Source organism: Streptomyces sp. NBC_00075 (assembly GCF_045041225.1).
In the GTDB taxonomy this organism is placed as follows: domain Bacteria; phylum Actinomycetota; class Actinomycetes; order Streptomycetales; family Streptomycetaceae; genus Streptomyces; species Streptomyces adonidis.
This window is the reverse complement of record NZ_CP108243.1, coordinates 8,200,450-8,223,059: the sequence shown is the minus strand read 5'-3', so window position 1 is coordinate 8,223,059 and position 22,610 is coordinate 8,200,450. Positions and strand designations below refer to the sequence as shown.

The 22,610-nt window shown below is 70.0% G+C and carries 23 protein-coding genes and 1 pseudogene; 7 read left to right on the top strand and 17 right to left on the bottom strand.

The window, feature by feature from the left end; all coding sequences use genetic code 11:
- Window positions 1-7: 7 nt before the first annotated feature.
- From OG787_RS36005 to OG787_RS35995, 3 genes are read right to left on the bottom strand one after another with little or no spacing between them, the layout of a single operon-like run.
- Window positions 8-2,161, bottom strand: a complete 2,154-nt coding sequence (locus OG787_RS36005; RefSeq protein ID WP_405538033.1) for a glycoside hydrolase domain-containing protein — start codon at window positions 2,159-2,161, stop codon at window positions 8-10.
- A gap of 15 nt (window positions 2,162-2,176) precedes the next feature.
- Window positions 2,177-2,698: a hypothetical protein gene (locus OG787_RS36000; protein ID WP_369030795.1), complete on the bottom strand. Its 522-nt coding sequence runs from the start codon at window positions 2,696-2,698 to the stop codon at window positions 2,177-2,179.
- On the bottom strand, window positions 2,695-3,681 hold the full coding sequence (locus tag OG787_RS35995) for a hypothetical protein (protein ID WP_405538030.1): 987 nt from the start codon (window positions 3,679-3,681) through the stop codon (window positions 2,695-2,697). The genes OG787_RS36000 and OG787_RS35995 overlap by 4 nt, the downstream gene beginning before the upstream one ends.
- Before the next feature lie 191 nt (window positions 3,682-3,872).
- Here OG787_RS35995 and OG787_RS35990 point away from each other — a divergent pair, with 191 nt between their 5' ends.
- On the top strand, window positions 3,873-4,904 hold the full coding sequence (locus OG787_RS35990; protein WP_369030793.1) for an ArsR/SmtB family transcription factor: 1,032 nt from the start codon (window positions 3,873-3,875) through the stop codon (window positions 4,902-4,904).
- A gap of 54 nt (window positions 4,905-4,958) precedes the next feature.
- Here the strand turns inward: OG787_RS35990 and OG787_RS35985 are convergent, their stop codons facing one another.
- Window positions 4,959-5,168, bottom strand: coding sequence for a DUF397 domain-containing protein (locus tag OG787_RS35985; RefSeq protein WP_369030792.1), 210 nt, complete (start codon window positions 5,166-5,168; stop codon window positions 4,959-4,961).
- Window positions 5,165-5,992 (bottom strand): Scr1 family TA system antitoxin-like transcriptional regulator, encoded by an 828-nt coding sequence (locus tag OG787_RS35980; protein WP_369030791.1) that lies wholly within the window; start codon window positions 5,990-5,992, stop codon window positions 5,165-5,167. The genes OG787_RS35985 and OG787_RS35980 overlap by 4 nt, the downstream gene beginning before the upstream one ends.
- Window positions 5,993-6,095: 103 nt before the next feature.
- Between OG787_RS35980 and OG787_RS35975 the strand changes: the two genes are divergently transcribed.
- The 4 genes from OG787_RS35975 (at window position 6,096) to OG787_RS35960 (ending at window position 8,443) form a co-directional block, all read left to right on the top strand.
- Window positions 6,096-6,323, top strand: coding sequence for a hypothetical protein (locus OG787_RS35975; protein WP_369030790.1), 228 nt, complete (start codon window positions 6,096-6,098; stop codon window positions 6,321-6,323).
- Window positions 6,320-6,499 carry a hypothetical protein gene (locus OG787_RS35970; RefSeq protein ID WP_369030789.1) on the top strand — a complete coding sequence of 60 codons (180 nt, stop codon included), beginning with the start codon at window positions 6,320-6,322 and terminating at the stop codon, window positions 6,497-6,499. Before OG787_RS35975 ends, OG787_RS35970 begins: the two co-directional genes overlap by 4 nt.
- 20 nt (window positions 6,500-6,519) lie before the next feature.
- On the top strand, window positions 6,520-7,665 hold the full coding sequence (locus OG787_RS35965) for a methyltransferase domain-containing protein (protein WP_369030884.1): 1,146 nt from the start codon (window positions 6,520-6,522) through the stop codon (window positions 7,663-7,665).
- Window positions 7,666-7,867: 202 nt separating this feature from the next.
- Window positions 7,868-8,443, top strand: coding sequence for a DUF1062 domain-containing protein (locus OG787_RS35960; RefSeq protein ID WP_369030788.1), 576 nt, complete (start codon window positions 7,868-7,870; stop codon window positions 8,441-8,443).
- A gap of 94 nt (window positions 8,444-8,537) precedes the next feature.
- Here the strand turns inward: OG787_RS35960 and OG787_RS35955 are convergent, their stop codons facing one another.
- From OG787_RS35955 to OG787_RS35900, 12 genes and pseudogenes are all read right to left on the bottom strand, one after another.
- The gene (locus tag OG787_RS35955; protein ID WP_369030883.1) at window positions 8,538-8,861 is read right to left on the bottom strand and encodes an RDD family protein; all 324 of its coding nucleotides are present in this window, start codon (window positions 8,859-8,861) and stop codon (window positions 8,538-8,540) included.
- Window positions 8,862-9,078: 217 nt separating this feature from the next.
- Window positions 9,079-9,348 carry a hypothetical protein gene (locus OG787_RS35950; RefSeq protein ID WP_369030787.1) on the bottom strand — a complete coding sequence of 90 codons (270 nt, stop codon included), beginning with the start codon at window positions 9,346-9,348 and terminating at the stop codon, window positions 9,079-9,081.
- A gap of 966 nt (window positions 9,349-10,314) precedes the next feature.
- Window positions 10,315-11,313 (bottom strand): small ribosomal subunit Rsm22 family protein, encoded by a 999-nt coding sequence (locus tag OG787_RS35945; protein WP_369030786.1) that lies wholly within the window; start codon window positions 11,311-11,313, stop codon window positions 10,315-10,317.
- A 64-nt stretch (window positions 11,314-11,377) separates the two neighbouring features.
- Window positions 11,378-13,228: an endo alpha-1,4 polygalactosaminidase gene (locus OG787_RS35940; protein WP_405538027.1), complete on the bottom strand. Its 1,851-nt coding sequence runs from the start codon at window positions 13,226-13,228 to the stop codon at window positions 11,378-11,380.
- Between the two features lie 118 nt (window positions 13,229-13,346).
- Entirely contained in the window at window positions 13,347-14,771 is a 1,425-nt protein-coding gene (locus OG787_RS35935; protein ID WP_405538025.1) for a diacylglycerol/lipid kinase family protein, read from the bottom strand.
- Window positions 14,772-14,802: 31 nt separating this feature from the next.
- Window positions 14,803-15,270 carry a hypothetical protein gene (locus OG787_RS35930; RefSeq protein ID WP_405538024.1) on the bottom strand — a complete coding sequence of 156 codons (468 nt, stop codon included), beginning with the start codon at window positions 15,268-15,270 and terminating at the stop codon, window positions 14,803-14,805.
- Window positions 15,271-15,300: 30 nt separating this feature from the next.
- A complete protein-coding gene (locus OG787_RS35925; RefSeq protein ID WP_369030783.1) occupies window positions 15,301-15,765 on the bottom strand; it encodes an SHOCT domain-containing protein in 465 nt (154 codons plus the stop codon).
- 133 nt (window positions 15,766-15,898) lie between these two features.
- The gene (locus OG787_RS35920; RefSeq protein ID WP_235479603.1) at window positions 15,899-16,096 is read right to left on the bottom strand and encodes a hypothetical protein; all 198 of its coding nucleotides are present in this window, start codon (window positions 16,094-16,096) and stop codon (window positions 15,899-15,901) included.
- A gap of 48 nt (window positions 16,097-16,144) precedes the next feature.
- Window positions 16,145-16,660, bottom strand: coding sequence for a hypothetical protein (locus tag OG787_RS35915; RefSeq protein ID WP_405540688.1), 516 nt, complete (start codon window positions 16,658-16,660; stop codon window positions 16,145-16,147).
- 310 nt (window positions 16,661-16,970) lie between these two features.
- A complete protein-coding gene (locus OG787_RS35910) occupies window positions 16,971-19,670 on the bottom strand; it encodes a LuxR C-terminal-related transcriptional regulator (RefSeq protein ID WP_405538022.1) in 2,700 nt (899 codons plus the stop codon).
- A 24-nt stretch (window positions 19,671-19,694) separates the two neighbouring features.
- Window positions 19,695-20,048: pseudogene (locus OG787_RS35905) on the bottom strand (DUF2252 family protein); the annotation flags it as partial.
- A 265-nt stretch (window positions 20,049-20,313) separates the two neighbouring features.
- Window positions 20,314-20,640: a carboxymuconolactone decarboxylase family protein gene (locus tag OG787_RS35900; protein ID WP_369030781.1), complete on the bottom strand. Its 327-nt coding sequence runs from the start codon at window positions 20,638-20,640 to the stop codon at window positions 20,314-20,316.
- 160 nt (window positions 20,641-20,800) lie between these two features.
- Here OG787_RS35900 and OG787_RS35895 point away from each other — a divergent pair, with 160 nt between their 5' ends.
- Window positions 20,801-21,112, top strand: a complete 312-nt coding sequence (locus OG787_RS35895) for an amphi-Trp domain-containing protein (protein ID WP_369030780.1) — start codon at window positions 20,801-20,803, stop codon at window positions 21,110-21,112.
- A 128-nt stretch (window positions 21,113-21,240) separates the two neighbouring features.
- Window positions 21,241-22,578 carry a hypothetical protein gene (locus tag OG787_RS35890; RefSeq protein WP_405538021.1) on the top strand — a complete coding sequence of 446 codons (1,338 nt, stop codon included), beginning with the start codon at window positions 21,241-21,243 and terminating at the stop codon, window positions 22,576-22,578.
- Window positions 22,579-22,610 lie beyond the last annotated feature (32 nt).

Genomic DNA, 22,610 nt, shown 5'->3' with positions numbered 1-22,610 from the left:
TTCCTCCTCATTCGCCCTGGCCGACGGCGGAGACACCGGGGTCGCTGCCGTCGCGCCAGATGTTGTGGTCCAGGCCCCAGCCCGCCTGGAACTCGTACTCGTGGATCTGGTTGAACGACCAGTTCTCCGGCAGCGGGAAGCCGAGGTTCCCGGAGAATCCCCAGGACATCCCGGAGACGAACGACCAGCGGGCCCCGGCGTCCTTCGACACCCGGACGCACACATTGCGGGACCCGTAGACGCCGAACGTGTAGCGGCCGCCCAGTTCGGCGAGCCCGGCCCTGACGCCGTTGAAGTACGGCACCACGTGGCTGGTGATCTCCTCGTCGGTCGCGTCGTAGTCGACCCCGAAGTAGATGCAGGTGCCGGTACCGATCCCGTGCTGCACGGCCTTCTGGTGGGCCTTCCTGCCCTGGTCGTAGCCCTTGTCGTAGGTGAAGTTGCCGAGTTGCGTGCCGTTGTACTGGAAGATCGGGAAGAACCTCAGCCCGGCGTTCAGGATGGTCTGCGGCTCGCCCGGCTTGAGGGCCTTGCCGAGGTAGCCGTCGTCACCCGGGGCGAGGTGCTCGTCCAGATAGCGCCCGACGATCGAGTAGCCGTTGGCCTTGAGCAACTGCCCCCGCTGCGCGGTGATCTCCGTGATGCAGTCGCAGCCGGTGGCGTCGCGGGAGGTGTCCCCGGACGACACGAGGAGCTGCGCCCACGTCGTGTAGTCGTTGTGGCCCGTGACGGGAATCTGCGAGAACCTCTGGAAGGACTGGAGCCAGCCCAGGTGTGTGCCGGTCTGGGCATCGGTGCCGATGTCCGCCGCCAGGTAGCGCGCCTGTCCGTTCGCCGTGTACGTCGGTGAGTTGAAGTAGCACGCGGCACGGAAGAGGTACCGCAGGTCACCCGAGAGAGCCGCCGATCCCCTTCCCTTGAGGGCGGCCTGTGTCCCGGGCCCGAAGTATCCGTTGATCGAGCCCAGGGCGATCCCGATCTCGTACTGGATGGCCATCATGAGCCCCTGCTGGACATCGCGGGAGTAGATCCCGTCGCAGGGCACCAGACTCATCGCGGGAATGCCGATGCCCGCGACATAGCGGGAGTTGAGCCGCTGCTGGATCGCCCGGACGTGGGGGTCGCCGCCGGGCACGAGGCGGAACTGGTCCATGCGCAGCAGGGACTTCAGCACGTGCGGCCACATGGCCAGCCGCTGCCCGGCGTTGCCCTGGTCGAGGCCGATGTCGGCGTAGAGCTGCCGGAGGGAGGACTCGGACTCCTCGGGCCATCCGCCGAGGGACTGGGAGGCCCAGTAGCCCTTGCACCACAGTGCCCCGTTGTACAGGCGCAGCAGATTCGCGTTCCGCTCGAACTCCGGCGTGATCTCGTGGTTCTTCACCGCGTTGAACGTGCCGGGTCCGAAAGCCTGGACGGTGGGAGATATGCCGTGTTCGTGCTGGAGTCCCTGAGTGAGGGCGAGGACGGTGTTCCAGCCGGTGTAGCCGGTTTCGGCGCAGGGCACGTAACCGGGTGCCGACTGGTAGGTGGCGTTCACCCACCTCTGCGTCCGGTACACGTAGATGTCGGCGGGTGGCCGCCACGGCGCGGACGGATCGATCGTCGACCCCTGCCGCGCGTACATGTGCAGATTGCCGGGGCAGTCGGTGTCGTAGCCGTAGGAGTGCGGGAAGATCCTGTTGCCGGTGGCCCGGGTGAGGTCGGTGCGCAGATAGTGGATCAGGTCCCTCATCGCACGCAGCATGGCCTCGCTCGCGACGTCGTCGGAGCGGATCATGCCGACGATGGAGTAGAACCCCTCGTTGCGCCCCACGCCCTCGATGGGGTCGGCGGTGCCGGCGTTCGCCTCACCGCGTTCCTTTCCGCGCCCTTCGTAGACGTTGCCGTGCGGGCAGACGAGATAGTTGTAGGCGATGTCCCCGTTGTACTCGCCGCCGGTCTTGTGGGCCTCGTAGACGTCGGCGATCTCTTGGCGGCAGTTCTCCTCCGTCCGTAGATGGCTCGTGCTGCCGCCGCCGAGGTGGTGCAGGAACACGCCCATGTGCCCGAACCAGAACTCGCCCGGGTTCGTGTTGGGCACGGGGCGCCCGGAGGCGTGCGCCCGCAGGTCACTGGGGGCGTACTGCCCCCAGGTGTCGCGCAGATTGATGGTGATGGCCATGGTTCCTCCCTCCGGTCAGCACGCGTAGTGCGGGTCGTGGGCGTAGTCCGCGTCATCGGTGAACCACCGGTGCCCGCTGATCGCGTTGTCCGCCCAGCCGCCGTCGAGGAATCTCTCGTAGCCCAGCGACAGATCGGCGTAGTAGTTGCCCGCCTCGATGCAGAACGACGACTGGTTGGTGCTCGGGCTCACGTCCCGGCGCAGCGCGACCTCGCTGAAGTTGCCGGGGAACCCGTTGTTCCACAGGGACGTGGCGCGGTCGTTGAAGCCGCCGCACGCGTCTCCCCACCACTCGTCGTCCCGGTCCCAATTGCACCAGTCCCCCTGGAAGTTGGGCAGGTCCCATGCGTAGAGGTAGCCGTCGGCGCTGTCGGCCGCGGCCAGTCGGCTGAGGTCGGCGCCGGGCCGTACCGGGGTCGGGGCACTGGCCGCCGTCGCCGACGGGCCCGCGTCCGTGGCGGCCATGGCGGGAGCCGCTCCGGCGACCAGCCCGATCACCGCCGCCGTCGCCAGAATGCTTCGTACGTACCGCTTCATGTCGTGCCTCTCTTCTGGGTGTTGTTCCCCTGGGTGTTGTTCTTCTGGGTGTTGTTCTTCTGGGTGTTGTGCCGCGACGGGTCTTCATCGCGGACGATCTGCTCCGCCTTCGGCAGTGCGGCGAGCCGCATGCGCCGGGCGTTGGTCACATCGGCGCGATACCGCTCGCGCACCTCGGCGAGATGCCGTTCCTCGACGTCCCCAGCGACCGCCGCCAGGCCGGAGCCCACCGCGCAGGACGCCTCCGCGACGGCGTACTCGACCTCCTTGGCGACGGGCGCCGAGTCGCCCAGCGCGGCCCGCAGGGCACCCGGCGACTCGTGGGGCAGCCCGCGCCCGGCCACACAGTCCGCCCAGCGGCGCAGCGCCTTCGTGTACGCCGGGTCCGTCTGCGCCCGGCTCATGGCCAGCGCCGTGACATCGCGGTCCACGGCGTCCGCGCCGAACCAGGTGCGGAAGTCGCCGTACAGCTCTCCGCGAGCCTCGCTGGTGCACCCCCGGGTGCTGCGCCCCGTCGTGGCGCCGCCCGGCAGGGTGACCTCGATGGTGTCCACGCCGCCGCCCTGCCAGGCGCGCAGTGCCTCGGCGCGCCGCTGCGGCGTCAGCGCGCGCAGGTAGTCGCCGACCGGGTCGTTCGCCCGCAGTCGGGCGGTCTCCCCGGGAGTACGGACGCGGGAGCCGTAGCCGTGCTGGCGGGCCCACGGCACGTCGGCGAGGACGAGCGCCATCGGTGGCGGCTCGATACCGGTCCGGGCCGGCTCGGGTGCCGTCGGCAGGTGGAACCCGGCGCGGGCCATGCAACGCCGCTCCAGGATGTCCTCGGCCAGGCTCAGCGTCACCAGCTCACCGGTGGTCGCCTCCCGCGGGAACGCCGCGTCAGGTGCGGCGAGTTCGGACGGCTCGGTCGCGTCACCCGGTCCACAGGCGGTGAGCGTCGCGAGCAGCAGCAGTGGCATCAGTGACAGCACGGCGGATCCGCGCACCAGGTCTCCCCCCTACCCGTACGTCGATCGGTCGCCTTCAGGCTGTCCGGGGGGGCTCTCGCGGCGCATTCACTTTCGGGCTCAGCCGAAAGACCGGGCCCACTGGACCCTTGTGAACGCGACGGTGCAACTGTTCACGCCCGCGCCGCACTCTTACGGCACACAACCAGTCGCCTCGGGGGGCTCTGCCTGTGCTGAACATCCACTTCTCTGCTGAGGATCTGGGGCGGGTCCGCCTTGCCCCGGCGCCGGATCCGGCCTGGGAGATGCTGCTGAGCCTGCACGCGCTCGGCGGCTCACCGGACCACATCGTGTTCGGGCCCTGGCGGGCCACGGTCGCCGACCCGCTCGACCCGTCGATCTCCCTGCTGCGCCGGCTCGCGCCACCGCGTGGCTACTCGCCCGACTTCCTGACGCCGGGCGCGGGCACCACCCTGGAGTCCGCCGTCGACGCCATCACGAGCGTCGACCGCACCCGGCTGCGCAGCGAACTGGCCCTGCTGCCCGCCCGGCGCCAGGCAACCCCATGGATACGCCGGCTGGCCCAGGGCGAGCCGGAGACGATGCGCGGGCTCGGCGGCGCCGTACGCCGCTACCACCAGCGGGTACTCGGCCGCCCCTGGCACCGCATCCGCACGGTGATCGAGGGCGAACGGGCCCTGCGGGCACGCGACCTCCTGGACGGCGGCGTCGAACGGCTGCTGGGCAGCATCCATCCGCTGGCCCGCTGGGAGCCGCCGGTGCTCAGGGTGGACTACCCGGTACGTCAGGATCTGGTCCTGAACGGCCGGGGACTGCTCCTGATCCCCTCGTACTTCTGCTGGGGCCGCCCCATCACGCTTCGGGACGGTGAGCTGAACCCGGTCCTGGTGTACCCCGCCAACCGGAGCCTCCAACTGCTCACGGACGACTCCGGGACACCGCGGCCGGCCGCTCTGGGACGCCTCTTAGGCCGTACTCGCGCGGCGGTCCTGGAGGAGATCGCGGCGTCCGACGGCACCACAGGAGGGGAGCTGGCCCGGCGGCTGAGCATCTCGACCGCCTCGGCGAGCGAACACACCGCGACCATGCGGGACGCGAACCTGATCATCAGCCAGCGGGTGAAGAACACCGTGTGGCACACCCTGACCCCGCTCGGCCAGGCCCTGCTGGAAGGACGCCGACCGGACGACGAGCCGCCCCGTCCCACGGCCGGGGCCCACAGCGGAACACGGCCGACGTGACGACACCGCCCTGCGGAGCTTTCGCCGCTGGGCAGTGTCTACGGAGCCTGTCGGTCAGACGGCGCCGAACTCGCCGCCCTTGACGCCCTCGACGAAGGACGAGAACGCGTCGACGCGGAGGCCGAGGACCGGACCGCTCGGGTGCTTGGAGTCACGGACGGGGACCACGCCACGGGAGGCGGCGAGGTTTGCGGCGACCTCGATGCACTGGCCGCCATTGGCGCTGTACGAGGACGTGAACCAACGCGGGGATTCGGTCGTCACGGGGTGCCCTTTCGTAACTGCTCGATCATGGCCACGGATGCCGCCTGCGAGAGCGCTTCGGCCTGTAGCTGATGGTAGGCCGTCAACACGGGCAATACGAACGGACTTTCACGTTCGAGGTGGCCCCGCTGGGCGGACTCCGCATACGAGATGAGCGAGCGGTCCGGCAAGGTCAGCACCGTGATCGGCAAGTTGAACGGGCGCCGCTCCCCCATGTCGAACGGGGCGATCTGGAGGACGGTGTTCGGCAGTTCGGCGAACTCCAGCAGCCGCGCCAACTGGCCGCCTATGACGGCTGGTTGACCGATGGGCCGACGGATGCAGCTCTCGTCCAGCACCACGAAGATCATCGGCGGCGGTGTCCGCACGAGCGTGGCCTGACGCTCCGCGAGGAGCGCGATCCGCTCGTCGGCCTGGGCGTCGGTGATCGCTCCCCGCTTCACCTCGCTCCGCGCGATGGTCGCCGCGTACTCCGGTGTCTGCAACAGGCCGGGCATGACGCCCACTTCGTACAGCCTGATCTCCGCAGCTTTCGCCTCATGGTCAACCATCTGCGGGAACCCCTCCAGCAGCCCCGCGTTGCGCACCTTCCTGTACGCGCGTTCGAACATGTCGCCCGTCCCGAACGCCGCGTCCGCACTTCGCGCGAGACGCAAGGTTGGAAGTTTACGACCGGTTTCGACGGACGAGAGGTGCGTACTGGAGTACCCCATCCGCTCCGCCAGCTCTTCCTGGGTCCAGCCACGCTCTTCCCGTGCAGTGCGTAAGCGTGCCCCGAAGGCCGCCTGGGGCGAACTGTCCGGGTCCAACTCCTTGCGGTTCAAAGTTTCCTCATCAACCTTTCTTGCTCGACTGCCAAGTTGAACGGTTCCCTCCCGTGGGCCACGCTGAAACACCTTAGTAATGAAGCGACTACGGAGAGGAGTGATGGCCGTGTACGTACCGCCGCCCGGCACACTCGTCGTGGACACCAGTCGTGAAGGCCGAGTCGGGGAGTTCCGGGGTACGACCGGCCCGTACTGGTCCCTGCGTCCGGTCTGCGGCGGAACGGAGTGGGACGCGGTTCCGGAGCACGTCCGCCTGGCCACACCCGCCGAACGTCTCAGTGCCAGAACGGCGCGCGAGAACGCGAGGAGCAGAGGTGAGGTGGCATGACCCACAACACCGACACCGACCCCAACACGCCCACCAAGCCCGTTGGTTGCCCGGTCTGCCAGGAACTCGACCAGACGGAAGCCGTCGCCAGAACGGAATGGGACGCGAGCAAGGTGACCGACTGTCGTGTGCTGCGTGCGCGGCACCTTGCCGCCGAGCACGGGGAGCAGACGTGAACGCGGTCGTGAACTCAGTCGTGAACTGGGAGAAGAGGGCCGGCGCACTCGCCGACCAGGTGACCGACCCGGACTCCCGGTGGCGCCCGTTGGTGGCGGCCGTCCCCCGGCACGAACTGGTCCCGCACTGGTGGGAGTTGGACGACGCGGGCGGATGGAATCTACGCGAGGGCGGAAACGACCCGGCCACCTGGGCGGAAGCCGCGTACGCGGACCGGTCGTTGGTAACCAGGGTCGGCGGGCTCCACGCCGACCACGCGAGTCCCGACGACCGCCCGAACGGCCTGCCCACATCATCCGCGACGCAGCCGAGCCTGGTCGTCCGGATGCTCCGGCACGGACGACTCGGAACGGGACTGTCACTCCTGGACCTGGGCACCGGAGCCGGCGGCCTGGCGGCGTACGCGTGTTGCCGTATCGGAGAGCGCTACGTGACGAGCCTGGACGTGGACGCCTACCTGACCACAGCGGCGGCCTCCCGCCTGGCCGCCCTGGGCCTGCACCCCAAGTTCATCACCGGGGACGCGACGGAACGCGTACCGGGCACGTACGACCGGATCGTCTCGACGGTCGGCCTGCCCACGGGCCCGGGACTCCGCCCGGTGCTGGCCGCTCTGGCACCGGGCGGCCGTATCGCGACGACGCTCGCGCGGACGTCTCTCGTCATCACGGGCTGGAAGCAACCGAACGGCGAGGTGGTGGGCAGGGTGGAACACGACACCGCCGGCTTCATGCTCACGCGCTCCGGGGACAACTACCCGCCCCCGCTCACCGAGTTGCTCGCCCACGCCCGCGCATCGAAGGGGGAGACGACGACCACGGGCCGCTATCCGGTACTGGACGTGGCGAACGCGCGGGAACTCCACTCGATGCTGGAGGTCACGACACCTGGAGTCGAACTCGCCTACGAGAGCAGCGACCGAACTCGAACCGCGTACCTGGCACACCCGGACGGTTCATGGGCCCGCGCCTCGGCCGAAGGAACGGCCCCTCCGGAGGTGCACGAGGGCGGCCCCCAACGCCTGTGGCACGCCCTGGACCGCATCCGCGAACACCTGAACGCGGAAGGCTCGTTGCCGTTGCTCGGCGCCCGGGTCCGCATCACACCTGACGGCGTGTGCCACCTGTGGCGCGGGGAGTGGCGGGCGTCCATGGGCGGGCACTGAGACCCCCTGCTCGAAAACCAGTGGAACGGCGCCGCCGTGCGCCATTACCGTGCTGCCAGACCAGAGTCGTCTAGGCAAGGACGTCCCGTTGTACACCGTGTGAGACCCCCCGAGTGCTGATCTGTCGCGCGTCGCACATCCAGGCATGTGTGCCGTGCTGCTTTTTGCTGCGGACTTCTCACACTGAAACCGGTGTACTTCTGTGCTCGAAAACTGGGTTGTCATGCCCACCCGCCTGCCGCTCGTTCGCCGCCGTTGCCACGCGTGCGCGTCCGACACCTTCCGGACAAGCGGCAAATTCCGCGTCAACGCCAACCACAAGCTCCTCGACGTCTGGCTCCTCGCGCTCTGCACAACCTGCGGGGAGACCACGAAGCTCACGGTCCTGGAGCGCCTGAACGTACGCTCCATACACCCCGAGCTACTGGACCGACTGCACGCCAACGACCCTGGCCTGGCAGCCGAGTTGCTCCAGGATCCGGTCGTACGGCGCCGCAATCGCATCGCCCTCGACTGGGACAACGCCTGGCGCCTCGACACCGGCGGACCGGATCGCCTGCACCGCGAGGGGATCGAGGTGACCGATCTGACCGACGTGATCGATGTATCGGTCCGCTTCGCGGCGCGGATTCCCGTCCGGCCGGTACGGCTGATCGCGGAAGGCTGCGGTCTGTCACGGGCCGAGGTCGAGAGACTGATCACGGAGGGGAGGTTGGTCTCGGCAGTCCGGCTGAGCGGCAAACTCTCGGGCGACTTCACCTTCACGCTGAAGCGCTGAACCCTCCCAGAACCAGGGGCCTGTCCGGCAAGACCCGGGCCGGGCAGGCCCCACCTAGCGAGAAGCTTCCGCCAGAGAAGCCCCCGAAGCCTGACTAGCCCCGATTCCTCTCCGCCGCCGGCCACCTCACCACAACGGTGCGCGCAGCGCGGTCGAACTCCCTGACGAAGGTGTCCTTCCATGACGGCGGAAGGGTCCCGTCCGACCACAGCCGGACCACTCGCAGCCCGAAGATCCGCTTCCCGACGGTCGCACCCCACCAGTGCACCAGCGGCAGGAAGTACACCAACCCGCCCGCCGCGAACCCCAAGGGCACGAAGACGATCAGCGCGGCACCGTCACTCGACGCCGCCGCAGCCATGAACCCGAGGCAGGCGAACACCGAAGCGATCACCGTGTCCACGAGGCGGTCCGCGATCCGACGCCCGTTGGAGCCAGCACCAGCACGGGACTGCCAGTCGCGGCTGCGCCAGCGGCCACGTCACTGACGTACTCCACCGAAGCCCCCGCAGGCCGGGTCCCCCGCAGCGGATCCATACCGGCCAACTGCTCCCGGTACCACTCCCGCCCGATCGCTCTGGCAACCATGGAGGGAACTCCCTCCACACCCTCCCGGTTGACCGCAGCTACGTCGTTCATTCACCCACCCCTCGCTCAATGAATGCACGCAACTGCGCCAGTTCGTCAGAGATTCCGTCGCCCTGAAACAGGTTCGCGGTTACGAAGGCAAGAATCCAAGCAATGCTTGAGAGAATTTCCTGAACCAACTCCGCCTGACCCGCGTCAGCCGATCTGGAGCATTCGAGCGCATAAAAAGCTCCGGCAATCACATGCTCCACGACACCGAGTGCGCTCTCGTCGTCCAGACCGAGGGCTTCCTCCAGGGCCGCGAGGAGCGGGCCCACGGAATCCGAGTCCGCGGACCCCTGCTCGACGGAGCTCCAACAGGTTTCGACTGCTCGTCTGCACTCCACCGAAACGGATTGCCCACCCGAGTGCGAGCCGAATGTCAGCAGGAGCACCTCGGCACAGGCTGCGGCAAACGCCCTTCACTGCATGGAAGTGAGAACTTGAAGCTCGGAGAGCAGGACATCCTCGTCGTAGTCCTGAATCACATAACACCCTGATCCCTGGAAGATCGAACACCGAGACACGTAACAACCTTTTCCAGGCCAGGAGTTAGAAAAATCTGGAAATAATAGCCACCTGCGGGTCGATCATCGACATATCCGATAGCGAGTTCCGTCTCTGCGCACACCCTAAGGTCGGCCACGGCACCATCCACACCGACCGAAGGCTGTCCCGTTCTATCAATGGTCCGCATTCGGCGAGAATAGATAGACACCAGGCTCGCACTTGAGGTGCCCTCACTCCACACCTTGAACTCTGCTCCAGCGATCAAGGCGGATCGACAGAGCAGAAACGCCTCGCCATCGCCTTCAAGGAGACCAGCCAATAGTTCCCTGTCCAAAACACCCACCTCCAATCATTCGGCGCACCAGCATTCATCCGCCACGGCGGATCCAGGAACCTCAGCCGCATAACCCCCGTCTTGCTTTACAGGTTCCTCACAGCCGGGTGATCAAAGCTCAGGGGGTCATCTCACGTCAACCACACCCTGCGGCGCGAAATTGAACAACTCCACCCACATGTCACATCGGGTGGGTAAGAGGAAGGAGCAGGATGCGCGATGGGGAGGGCATAGAAACGCAAAAGAATCCCAAAGAGGATTACCCCTGACGGCTCAGGGGCCCAAGGGATCGACAAGAAAAAGAAAAATACCGGCCCTTCGTCGAGCGGGCAGGGGGAAACGGAGAATTTTCTTTTACTCGCTTCATGCCGACGCCCCGGGACAGAGCTCAGGGACAGAGCTAGTCCCCGTCCTCCCCCACCGGCGGCCAGGCGTCCCCCCAGTCCACATCACGCGCGGCCCGATAAAGCACCCCATGCCGCTTCGTCACCGTGGTCCGGCGCAGCGCAGGCTCCGTCTCGCACAGGTCGAGCAGGACCTGGCCCTTTCGGATCTGGGGCCTGCGTACGACACGGGAGGGTGCCGGGGTCACCGGGAAGCGGGTCGCGGCGACGTAGCTGAACTTCTCGTCCTCGTACGGCAGGGAGCCGCCCTTCACCTTGCGGTGGAGGGAGGAGCGGCTGACCCGGGCCGAGAAGTGGCACCAGTCCTCACCGGGGACGATCGGACAGGCCGCGCTGTGCGGGCAGGGGGCGGCGATGTGGAAGCCGGCCTGTACGAGTCGGTCGCGGGCCTCGATGACGCGGAGGTAGCCGTCGGGGGTGCCGGGTTCGATGACGACCACCGCCTGGGCGGCGCCGGCCGCCGCCTCGACCACGGAGGTGCGGTCGGTCGCCGTCAGTTCACCCAGGACGTAGGAGATCGTGACGAGATCAGTGCTCTCGATTCTGAGCGCCGCTCCGATCCGAGAGCGCTGCCACTCCACCCCCTTCAGCTCCGGGTTGGCGGCGGCGATCTCCCGACCGAGGGCGAGCGCGGGCTCGGCCCAGTCGAGGACAGTGACCGGCCGTACGCCCTCCCAGACCGCGTTCACCGCCCAGGTCGCGGCCCCGGTCCCGCCCCCGACGTCGACATGGCTGCCGGGTGCCCAGCCGGGAGCCGCCTCCGCGAAGGCGTCCAGCGCCGAGCACACCGCCCCGAAGGTCGCCGGCATCCGGTACGCGGCGTACGCGGCCACGTCGGAACGGTCCCGCAGCACGGGCGCGTCGGTCGGCGTCCGCCCCCGATAGTTGGCGATCAGCCGCTCGACCGCCTGCGCGGCCACCTTCGGCGGCAGTCCGTCGAGGAGACCGGCCAGGGCGGCGCGTAGGGCGTCAGCTGGGGAGGCGGGGTTGTTCACGGGGTGATTCTAGAGGTGGGGGTGAGCGGTGACCGGCCGGGGACGCCGGACCGTCTTCCGCAGGTCAGCAGGTATCGCGCAGGTAGTCGCTCGCACCCTTGGGCTCGACCTCCGCGTCGCGGCGGACGATGCTCAGCTGCCCGCTCCAACTGGAGCACGCCTTGGTCATGCCCTGCGCCGTGTACTCGACCACGAGCACGTTGTTGTCGAACGCGTCCGCGAACTCCCCGCACTCGTCCCACTGCCCGCACTCCTCCGCGATGGCGAAGTCCAGGCCCACCGACGCCCGGTCGCGCAGGAGTTCGGCGGTGTTCTTCTGCGCGACGGCCAGGCCCTTCCCGTGGGCGTGTGCCACCAGAAGCTTCATGAGCGCCTTGGCCTGGTCGGCCGTCAGGTACTCCGGGAAGCGGGTGAAGGAGTCGTAGTTGTCAGGCTCGACGGCCTTGTACCCGCCCGCCGCGCACTCGTCGATCCAGGTGTCCAGCTCGGCCGCGATGCGCTTCCGCTTGGCGTCCGTACGGATGTCCAGGACCGCTTCGCCCCAGTCCTGGTCGTAGACGACGTCCCCGTCCGCGTCGTGCAGCAGCAGGTCGGGGTTCCAGTCGCCCTCCGCGCCCTTCTCCACCTGGAAGGCGTTGATGTTGCAGATGTTGTACGCACCCTGCGCGGGCGCGTCCTCATAGCTGCGGCTGACCACCGTCACGCCGGTCGGCAGGGGGTACGCGCCGCCGATCTGGTAGTCCCACGGCACATGCTTCGGCGGCAGGGTCACGGCTGTCGCGGACGCACGGGCGGAGGGGGTGGCAGAGGGGGAGGTGGAAGCGGAGGCGGATGTGGAGGCGGATGTGGAGGCAGTGGGTGGCTTGGAGTCGCCGTCCTTGTCCGATCCGATGTGCACGGCCGTGATGCTCAACCCGGTGACCACCACCCCTGCGGCGAGGCCGACAGCGATGCCCCGCCCTCGGCGTCTGTTTCCGGTGCGGGCTGCCCTCCTCGTTCCGCCCGCTCCCTGCGCGGTGGCCGGTTCTCCCGGGCCGGAGGGGGTGCGGGAGACCCCGGGGTCGGTCTCCGCCGCGTCGGCCGCTCTCGGCGGTGCTTCCGGAGCGGCCGAATCCCCCAACTCCCGGAGCAGTCCGTGCAGTTCGGCCAGTTCCGGCCGGGCGCCCGGGTCCTTGTCCAGGCAGCGTTCGGCGATGCTCCGGAGCGGTTCGGCGACTCCGTCCAGGTGCGGGGCCTCGTACATCACCTGATAGCCGGTCAGGTAAGGGCTGCTGCCGTCGAACGGACGGTTGCCGGTGGACGCGTACACCAGGAGGGATCCGAGTGAGAAGACGTCCGAGGCCGCGGTGACGTCACGCGGCGCGGCGAACTGCTCCGGGGACATGAAGGGCGGGGTGCCGATCAGCCGCCCGGTCACCGTGAGGGCCTCGTTGTCCACGGCGTGGGAGATGCCGAAGTCGATGACGCGCGGCCCGTCGTCGGCCATCAGGACGTTGCTCGGCTTCAGGTCGCGGTGCACCACACCCGCCCGGTGGATGTCCCGCAGCGCCTCGACCAGGCCCAGCGCGAGGACGCGCAACTCGCGTCCGCGCAACGGGCCGTCCTTGGCCACGATGTCCGACAGCGTGCGGCCCGGCACGTACAGGGTCGCCATCCACGGCTGCTGGGCGTCGGGATCGGCGTCCACCACCGGGGCCGTGAACGCCCCGCTCACCCGGCGGACCGCCGCGACCTCCTGCCTGAAGCGCGTCCGGAACTCCTCGTCCAGCGCGTACTGCGCGTGCACGACCTTGACGGCGACCCGCCGTCCCGATTCCGAGTGGCCCAGGTACACGACACCCATGCCGCCGCTACCGAGCCGGTCGACCAGCGTGTAGCCGCCGATGGAGTCCGGATCGCCGGGGCTCAGCGACATCACCGGTCACCTTTCCCGTGTGCCAGGCTTCGAAAGCCGTTCGTTGAAGGTGATCAGAGTAATACGGGGGCTGTTTCCCCGAACCCCCGATCCCCTACGCCCCATGCCTGACGAGGTCTCAGCTGTCGCGGCCGCCGCCACGAACCCGCCCCGGGCCGGAGGGCTCGTGCTGTCCCCGGCCTGGGAACAGGGGCGGAGAGCCCAGAGCCAGCCGTGCCACGCGCGGCCAGTCGGCCGTCGCCGCGCCCGCCCGTGACGTACCCGGGCGACGGCGTGGCACGCGCACCCGGAGTGCCCCGGGGTCGCTGCGGCACACGACAGGTGACGGCAGAACGACGTGCTCCCCGTCGATGCCGACCGGGAGGGTGTCCGTGTCGGCTTCGACCGTCACTTCCCCGGCGCTCAGCCTGATGAGTCCCCCGGAGCGCGCGCCGCGCACCAGGCGGGCCGCCTGAGCGGTGTTGCCGACCCGCACGCACACCACGCCGAGCAGGCCCGAGTCCAGTCGTTTCCGGCGCCCCGGACGGGCCGCGTCGACAGCGCGTCCGTAGGGATTGTTGCTGATGAGGAGGGCCTGAAGATCGTCGACGGGCTCTCCGTCGGCCCGCGCCCGCAGTCCGGACGCACCCTCGCCGGTGAGGAGGCCGGGGAGGGTGCGCAGCGTGGTGCGGGCCTTGGCGTCCCGGTACGCGGGGTCGGTGACGACGGACGCGTACGTGCCGAACGAGGCGTTGTTGACGAAGACCCGGTCCGCGGCGTATCCGAGGTCGATACGGAGTTCGACGCCGTCGGTCAGGGCTTCCAGGGCCGCCGCCGGATCGTCGCGGTCGAGGCCGAGGTCGAGGGCGAAGTGGTTGCGGGTACCGGCGGGAATCACCAGGAACGGCACGTCATGGCGTGCCGCGACCTCGGCCACGAGCGCCTGGGTGCCGTCGCCGCCCGCGACCGCCAGCAGGTCGGCCCCCTCGGTGACGGCCTGCCGGGCCAGTTCGGCGACGTCCTGGTGGCCCCCTTCGAGCAGGACCACCCGGCAGCCGGCCGCCCTGGCCTTCTCCACCAGGTGGAATCGGCCCACCTTGCCGCCGCCGGAGCGCGGATTCATGAGGATCCAGGGGCTGTGGGGCGCCTCGGCGACAGCCTGTTCGGCCTGTGCGGAGGCGGTGGGCCCGGGGCTCAGGGCCGTACGGGCCACCGTCACGGACAGCATCCACAGGGCCAGGGACAGCAGGGCCGGCCACAGCAGGTCGTACGCGGCGTACAGGGCGAGAACGGTGACCGGCGCGGCCACCGACAGGGCTGCCCCGAGGACACGCAGCGCACCGGTGTGCGCCAGGGTCCACCACACCCCGACGGCGGCGAGCGCCAGTCCGGCGATGCCGACCAGCGCCCACAGCACGCTCCGCAGACCGGCGGCGACGAGCGGCACCAGGATGCTTCCCAGCAGGGCGAGCACCGCGAGACGGGCCCGTCCGGCATGGCCCCCGAGTACGGCCGGGGATCCTGCCGTCCTCGATCCCCTCGTGCCGCCGCCGTGGGATCTCACCTGTCGGCCCCTTCTTCTCTTCTCTTCCGCCTCACACCCTGTGCGACGGGCGCTCCTCGTACGTCGGGCGCTGCTCGGACGCGTCGTAGAGGCTGCCGCGCCGGACCACGCACAGGGCCCAGATGATGAAGCCCGAGATGGTGATCATCACGACCGACCACACCGGGTAGTACGGCAGGGAGAGGAAGTTGGCGATGATGACGAGTCCGGCGATGGCCACGCCGGCGACGCGCGCCCAGGTCGCGGTCCGGAGCAGTCCGAAGCTGACGATCATGGCGACCACGCCGAGGGCCAGGTGGACCCAGCCCCAGCCGGTCAGGTCGAACTCGAACACGTAGTTGCGCGTCGTGAGGAAGATGTCGTCCTCGGCGATGGCCATGATGCCCCGGAAGAGGTCGAGCAGGCCGACGAGGAAGAGCATCACGGCCGCGAAGGCCGTCAGGCCGCTCGCCCATTCCTGCTTCGCCGTGCTTGCCGGGCTGGTGTGTGTCGCAGTCATCTTGTGCCTCGATTCGTGTGGTCCGGATACTCAGCGACCGGAGGCGTGCGGGGTGGCGCCCGGGGACTCCGCCGGACCGTGTCCGGTCAGGACCAGCTCCTTCGCCCTGCGGAACTCGTCGTCCGTGATGTCGCCGTGGGCGCGGATCTCCGACAGCCTGGCGAGTTCGTCGACGCTGCTGGTCCGGCCGCCGGCCGCGGTCTGCCTGATGTAGGCGTTGAACTCCTCCTGCTGCGCACGCGCCTGCTTGATCTCGCGGCGGCCCATGTTCTTGCCTCGGGCGATCACGTAGACGAACACGCCGAGGAACGGCAGGAGTACGCAGAACACCAGCCAGCCGGCCTTCGCCCAGCCGTTCATGGTGTCGTCGCGGAAGATGTCGGTGATGATCCGGAAGAGCAGGACGAACCACATGATCCACAGGAAGAACCAGAGCATGGTCCAGAAGGCGCTCAGCAGTGGGAAGTCGTACGCCAGGTAGGTCTGCGCGCTCATGTCCGTCCTCCGTCTCGGGCGTTCGCCCGGCCGCAGTGCTGTGACGTATTCAGCGTGCCCACGCCAGGTGCCGGGCGCCTCACCCGGCGCGGGTGAGTGTGCGCGCCGCGGGTTCACCGCAGCGCCCGGCCCGTCACTCCGGCAGCTGGCGCATCTCCAGGACCCGCAGTCCCAGTGACTGGCACCGGGCCAGCAGTCCGTAGAGGTGCGCTTCGTCCACGACGGGGCCGAACAGGATGGTCTGGCCGGACATCACCACGTGGCCCAGCTCCGGAAACGCCTTGGCCAGCGTTTCCGACAGGTGTCCCTCGACTCGGAATTCGTAGCGCACGAGCTGTCCTTCCGTGGACTGCCTCGGACAGGCGGACGGCACCCGGGGTCAATGGGTCAGAACGATCTTGACGAAGATGATCAGCAGGCCGAGCAGCAGGTTGACCGACGCGGTGGCGGCCATGAGCCGCGGCGAAGCACCGGCGCGGCTCGCCGCGGCCACGGACCAGCCCACCTGGCCGGCCACAGCGACGCAGAGAGCCAGCCAGAGGGCACCTCGCACGTCCAGCCCCAGGAGCGGGCTGACAGCCACCGCGGCGGCCGGCGGGACGGCGGCCTTGGCGATCGGCCACTCGGCACGGCACACCCGCAGCACGGCCCGGCGGTCCAGAGCCTGCCGTGCCAGGTGCGCCCCGAACAGGTGGGCATGCACGTGCGCGACCCAGAACACCACTCCGGTGAGCACCAGCAGCAGCACCAGCTCGGTTCGGGGGAACGAGCCGAGGGAGCCCGCGCCGATCACCACGGAGGCGGCGAGCATGGATCCGTAGACGCCGCCCGTGTAGTCCGTGCGTGCCCGGCGTTCGGCACGGCGCGTACCGCGGGCCGTGGCCGGGCCGGTCATGGCTCTGGTCCTGGACACAGGCGGCTCCCTCGGAACTCGGCGCGTCGGTCCGGTCGCTCCGGCCGGGGCTTCGGCGTCCGGCCGGGGCGGACGGTCTCGCTGTGCGGTCGGCAGGGGCCGCGTGACCCTTGCCACCGGTGAGGGTGATGCCGCCGGTGGCGAGGATCGCCGCCTTCAGGCCGTCCGCCGACGCATGTCCCGCCCCTTCATCGCATCCGAAGGACGCGCCCCCCGCCTCACCCGTCACGGGGGAAGCCCGGGTCCCGCGAGGTCCTGCCGAGGGGGGCCGGCCGCACTCACCGGCGTGCGTTCACAGCAGTCCGAGGTCGCGCGCGCGGCGCACCGCGTCGTTCCGCCGGTTCACCGCCAGCTTCCGGTACACGCTCTTGAGGTGCGTCTTCACCGTGTTCACCGACACGTAGAGGTCTGCGGCGACCTCCTCCGTCGACATCATCCGGGCCAGCCGCTCGAGGACGTCGCGCTCGCGTCCGCTGAGCTCCACCACGACGGGCAGCGAGGGCGGGGTCTCCGGGCCGGGCCTGAGCCAGCCCGCTGCCAGTTCACGCAGCCCAGCCGTGGCCAGGAGAGGCCGGATCCATGGTCCGGCGTCGAGGAACGGACGCCGCAGCCGCTCGCGCCGGGCGTCGAGGAGTGCCTGCGCCAGGAGTCCGCGGGCGGTGGCGGTGTCTCCCGCCCGCTCCGCGGCCTGAGCCCTGACCAGCGCCGCCCGCACGGTCACCGCCGGACCCGTCCGGCCGTGGGTGCGGATGCTGTCGAGCAGGTTCAGGGCCGCCTCGGGACGCCCTGCGGCGATCTGGATCGCCGCGGCCTCCACCGCGCACGCCGGCTGGTCGCCGGACATGTCCTGGAGCAGCTCGGCGGCCTCGTCCGGCCGTCCTTCGGCCAGGTGGGCGGCGGAGGCGACGAGCGCCTCGTGGCCTGCCGCCCAGGGGGAGGCCACGGCGGCGGAGACGACCGGGTCCGCCGCCTCGACGGCGGCCCGTGCCTTGCCCCTGACCAGCAGGAGGCGGGCGGTGGCGAGGGCTCGCCCCGCCGTCGGCACCGGATCCCGCGCGCCGGCGGGGAGCCGGGCCGTCTCGTCGAGGAGGGCCTGGGCCCGGTCCAGCTCATGGCGGTCGACGGCCACGGCGGCGAGGACCAGCTGTCCGAGGCCGGAGCCGGACGGCTGGGGCAGGCCGACCCGCTCCGTCTCGGACACCGCCGCCAGGGCCTTGCGCTCCGCCCGGCCGAGCCAGCCGTTCAGATAGTCGAGCAGGGCCAGGTGTCCCATCGACTCCTCCCGGGGCAGCAGGGTGGAGGCGCTGCCGCGCATGCCGGCCACGGTGGTCAGAGCGGCGCGCGCCTCCTCGTACCGCCCCGCCCACAGACACGCCGATCCCACATGGGTCAGCAGCAGAGCGCGCATTTCGGGATGCTCGTCCAGGAGCCGCGCCGGGACTTCCCGCCACAGTCCGTCGGCCGCCTCGGCGGCCTTCTCGGCCCGTTGGGAACTACCGGTCAGCCGGGCGGCCAGGGCCTCCAGCAGCGCGCAGCTCAGCTGGGCGGCCGCCCGGTCGTGCGTCACGTCGGGCGCCGGTCCGGACTCCTCGGGGGCCAGCCGCTCCTCGGCGTGGCGCAGGTGGGCCAGACCGCGGTCCACGTCGCACCGGGCCAGGTCGCGGGCCGCACGTACGAGGTCCGTGGCCGGGCTGCCGGCCTCGGGCCCCATGTCGGAGAAGACCTGGGCCAGGTCGCCCTCGCGCAGGCCGGTGAAGAGCCGGCCGATCGCCAGTTCGTCGACGAGGACACCGGCGGCGAAGTCCCAGTCGCCCGCGGCGGTGCCATGGGCGAGTGTCTCCGGCAGGAATCCGGAATGCCGCAGCCACCGCGCGGCCCGCCGGTGGAGTTCCGGCTCCAGGCCGGGCAGGCGCACGCGGAGATGGGCCCGGAGTATCTCCCCGAACAGCGGGTGGAGGCGGTACCACGAGTGCCCGAGGTACTCGACGAACGCGTTCGCGCGGTGCAGCCCGACGAGCAGGGGCTCGGCATCGGTGCGGCCGGTCAGCGCGTCGGCCAGCTCGGGAGAGAAACGTTCGAGAACGCTGACCCGCAACAGGAGGTCCTGCGTCTCCTCCGGCTGCCCACGGAGGACCTCGGCCAGCAGGAAGTCCGCGATCGCACTCCGGTCGGCCTCGAACTCCTTGAGGTAGACCTCCGGGTCGGCGCTCTCCCGAGCGGCGAGGGCCGACAGGCGCAGACCTGCGGCCCAGCCCCGCGTGCGCTCCACCAGGGCGCGCGCGGCGTGCACCGGGAGACTCAGACCGTGCAGCTCCAGCAGTGCGACCGCCTCCTCGGAGGTGAAGGCCAGCTCGGCGGCGCGGATCTCCGTCAGCTCGCCCGCCGCCCGGTAGCGGTGCAGCGGAAGCAGCGGTTCGGTGCGGCTGACGATGACGAGGCGCAGCCCCCGCCCGGCGTGGTGCAGGACGAACTCCAGCTGCTCCGCGACCTCCGGAGCGGTCACACGGTCGTACTCGTCGAGCACGAGGACCACGGGCCGTCCGCGATCGTTCAGCTCGGCGGCGAGCGCCGCCAGAAGCCTGTCGTCCACCCGGGACGCGTCCGCCGGGAACCCCACCGGGCCGGGCGGCAGCGCACCGCAGGCCCGCAGGGCCTTGACGACGTACGCCCAGAACACCCCGGGACGCCGGTCCCCCGCTTCGACGGTGAGCCAGGCGACCGGCGACCGCAGTCCGTCGGCCCAGTCGGCGGCCAGCAGGGTCTTGCCGGCCCCGGCCGCGCCGTTGAGGAGCGTCAACGGTGTCCCGAGAGCGAGGTCGAGGTGGTCGACGAGCCGCTGCCGCCGCAGGAACGTGGCGGGCCTGGCGGGGAGGGCGAACCTGGTGCGCAGAAACGGGTCTCCCAGGGGATCGGCACATGGAACGGCCGGTCCTCGTGCGTCCTCGTCAACCTCGGCCACGGCGTTCACCACCCTGTCCGTCGGCCACGTCATGGGCGGAACCGGTCTCTTCCCCCGTCAGGCCGCCGCCAGTTCCTCCGCGGGCAGCCGGCCCGCGCGTACCGCGTCGACCAGGGCCTGGTGGTCACGCTCGTTCTGGTCGGCGTACGACTCCGCGAAGGTGGCGAGTGCCCTGTCGGACGAGTCGCCGCCGCCCAGGTACGCGGCGATCGCGACCCGGTCGCCCGACCGTGCGTGCGCACGAGCCAGGGTGACCCCGCACAGTTCACCGAACGCCCGCATGGTCTTCGGCCGCATCCTCTCCGGCAGGGCGATGCCCTTCCAGTCGCGCGGTTGACGGACGTAGAAGTCGCGCTGCCTGCCGTCGATCCCGTCCACCCGTTCCCAGCCGAGGAAGATGTCGCTCGTGGCGGAACGGGGACTCCGTCATCCGGCCGTAGCGGATCGGGACGAGCTCGGGCACCCTCGCCGCGGACTGCGCCTCCAGGATCGACAACGGGTCCGGCCGGTCGGCGGACGGCTTGTACACGGCGTGGCCCGACCGCGGTGAGCGACGGCGCGCCCCCTTGCCGAGAGCCGCGCGTTCCTCGGGCGTGGCGTGAGGCACGGCGCGCATCGCCGTGGTCGCGTTCTGGGACATCGAAGGCCCTCCTGAAACAGGGGTGGGCGTCCGCTCTCAGCCCTGGGTCCCGATCTCGGCATCGGCGACGGCGATGGCGATGCCGAGTGCCGTGGCGATGTTGCCCGCTGCCGTCATGACGCGGGCGGTGCCCACGATGGGCGCGATGGCGACCAGGACGTCCTGCAACTGTTCGGCGGTGAGACCGGCCCTGAGGCCGGGGTCGATATGGGCCACATAGGAGATGGGCGGGGCGTCCGAGGCGGCGAGCGCCGCGATACGCGTGAGGATGAGCGTGTCCGGGGGCAGGCCGCAGCGCTCCAACGAGTCGACCGTCATGGCGGCGAGGGTGTCCAGGACAGGGGTTTCGGATGCAGTGGACATGTCGCATGCCCTCCTGGTGAGAGGCTCTGGGGTTCCCTTCAACCCTAGATCTCCTCCGGCTATCGCGCATGGAGAGGCCTGGAGACGCCTGGAGTGTCCAAATACGCACATGCCATGACAATGAGTGCTATGTACCCTTTTCATCCGATCGGAGGCTTTCATGAAGGACCTCAAGTTCGAACAGAAGCGCTCGTTGTCACGCCTTGAGGCGGCCGACCAGCTCACGGCACTCGCAGCCGCGTTGCGGGAGGGCGGGGAAGCCGAGGTGGAACTCGGCTTCGGAACGCTGAGCCTGCGGATCCCCGACGAGCTTCGCGGCGAGATAGAGGTCGAGATCGGTGACGGCGAGATCGAGCTGGAGGTCGAGTTCAAGTGGCCGGCCACGAAGCGAAAGACCGCCAAGCCTGCTCGCAGCGGCACGGGCACCGGCAGGAGCAAGGCCACGAAGCGGTCCGCCACGAAACCCCGCTGAGCCGAGCCGGGGCTGCCACTCCCGGCGGGTGACGGTGCTTCGCCCGTACGGCCCTCCTGGGCGGGCCGTCTCGCCGTAGAGCGGTGGAGATGGAGGCAGACCAGTTCCCCAGGAACCCCGGAGCAGCCATGACCAGCCCCCACGAGCCGTCCGAGCCTGCTGCCGTCCCGGAGACCGGCGGGGGTGACGCGTCGGGGAGCGGGACCAAGCACGGCTCGGCGCCCGCGCGGATCGCACGGAAGACCGTCTCGGCGGTGCTGATCGTGCTCACCTGCATTCTCGTGCCGGTCGCACTTCTCACGGTGTGGGTGCACGACATCGCTCTGGACACCGACCGCTACGTGGACACGGTCTCCCCGCTGGCCTCGGATCCGGCGATCGAGGCCGCGGCGGTCAAGCGCATCACCGAGGCCGCGGATGTACGGGTGGACGGCAGCCGGGCCGCCGCGGACATCTCCGCGTGGCTACAGACGCAGGGGTTGCCGCCCCGCGCCGCGCAGGCGGTGAAGGGACTGGGCCCACAGCTCGACAGCGCGGTCAACGGCACGGTCGAGAAGGTGGCCACCCGCTTCGTGGAGAGCGACCGCTTCGAGCGGATCTGGACGAACGCCAACCGGGCCGCCCACAACACCGTCGCGCACGCGCTCACCGGCGAGGGCCGTGGCGCCGTGGGTGTGGAGAGCGGGACGGTCACCCTCGACGTCGGGGAAGCCGTCGACCAGGTCAAGCAGGCGCTCGTGGACGCCGGGGTGTCCCCGGCCGCCAAGATCCCCGACGTCGACAAGCAGATGGTCCTCTTCCAGTCCGACGAGTTGAAGAAGATCCGCAAGGGCGCTCATCTGCTGGACGTGATCGGGCGCTGGTTCCCCGTCATCGTCGTGGTGATCGGCGCGGCCGGCGTGCTGCTGGCCCACCGGCGCCGCCGCGCGCTGGCCCGTACGGCTCTGGGCTCGGCCTTCGCCTGCCTGGTCGTGGCCGTCGTCCTGGTCGTCGTACGCCGCTACTACCTGGACCATCTCCCGGCCCAGGTCCAGTCGGAGGCCGCCGCGGCAGCCGTCTTCGACACCCTGCTGCACTTCCTGCGCGTCAGCCTGCGCACGGCGATCGTCCTCGGTGTGGTCATCGCGCTCGGCGCCTACCTGATCGGCCCCGGACGGCTGCCGCGCGCCGTCCGAGGCAGGTCCGAGCGCGCCGCCGGCTCCGCGGCGCAGTGGGCCTACGGCCACGAGGTCCGCACCGGCCGGGTGGGGACCTGGACCCAGACCCACCGCCGGTGGATCGCCGTGGCCGCCCTGCTGATCGTGTGCCTGATCTTCGCGCTGTGGAACCACCCGACAGCCCTGACCATCCTGCTGCTGGTCGTCATCCTGCTCGTCGTTCTCGCACTGGTCGCCCTCCTCGCCGCCACCGGCCGCGCCACCGCTGACGCCGAGCGGGCGGCACAGCGGCCGGAGGGCGGCGACTGAGGCCGTGCCCGCACGCCCCTGCCCCCGCTACC

Bases quoted from the DNA above. Each gene is read 5' to 3' on its own strand.
- OG787_RS36005 (WP_405538033.1), bottom strand. From the start codon at position 2,161: ATGGCCATCACCATCAATCTGCGCGACACCTGGGGGCAGTACGCCCCC.
- OG787_RS36000 (WP_369030795.1), bottom strand. From the start codon at position 2,698: ATGAAGCGGTACGTACGAAGCATTCTGGCGACGGCGGCGGTGATCGGG.
- OG787_RS35975 (WP_369030790.1), top strand. From the start codon at position 6,096: ATGGCCGTGTACGTACCGCCGCCCGGCACACTCGTCGTGGACACCAGT.
- OG787_RS35970 (WP_369030789.1), top strand. From the start codon at position 6,320: ATGACCCACAACACCGACACCGACCCCAACACGCCCACCAAGCCCGTT.
- OG787_RS35940 (WP_405538027.1), bottom strand. From the start codon at position 13,228: ATGTCGCTGAGCCCCGGCGATCCGGACTCCATCGGCGGCTACACGCTG.
- OG787_RS35930 (WP_405538024.1), bottom strand. From the start codon at position 15,270: ATGACTGCGACACACACCAGCCCGGCAAGCACGGCGAAGCAGGAATGG.
- OG787_RS35925 (WP_369030783.1), bottom strand. From the start codon at position 15,765: ATGAGCGCGCAGACCTACCTGGCGTACGACTTCCCACTGCTGAGCGCC.
- OG787_RS35915 (WP_405540688.1), bottom strand. From the start codon at position 16,660: ATGACCGGCCCGGCCACGGCCCGCGGTACGCGCCGTGCCGAACGCCGG.
- OG787_RS35910 (WP_405538022.1), bottom strand. From the start codon at position 19,670: ATGACGTGGCCGACGGACAGGGTGGTGAACGCCGTGGCCGAGGTTGAC.
- OG787_RS35900 (WP_369030781.1), bottom strand. From the start codon at position 20,640: ATGTCCACTGCATCCGAAACCCCTGTCCTGGACACCCTCGCCGCCATG.
- OG787_RS35895 (WP_369030780.1), top strand. From the start codon at position 20,801: ATGAAGGACCTCAAGTTCGAACAGAAGCGCTCGTTGTCACGCCTTGAG.
- OG787_RS35890 (WP_405538021.1), top strand. From the start codon at position 21,241: ATGACCAGCCCCCACGAGCCGTCCGAGCCTGCTGCCGTCCCGGAGACC.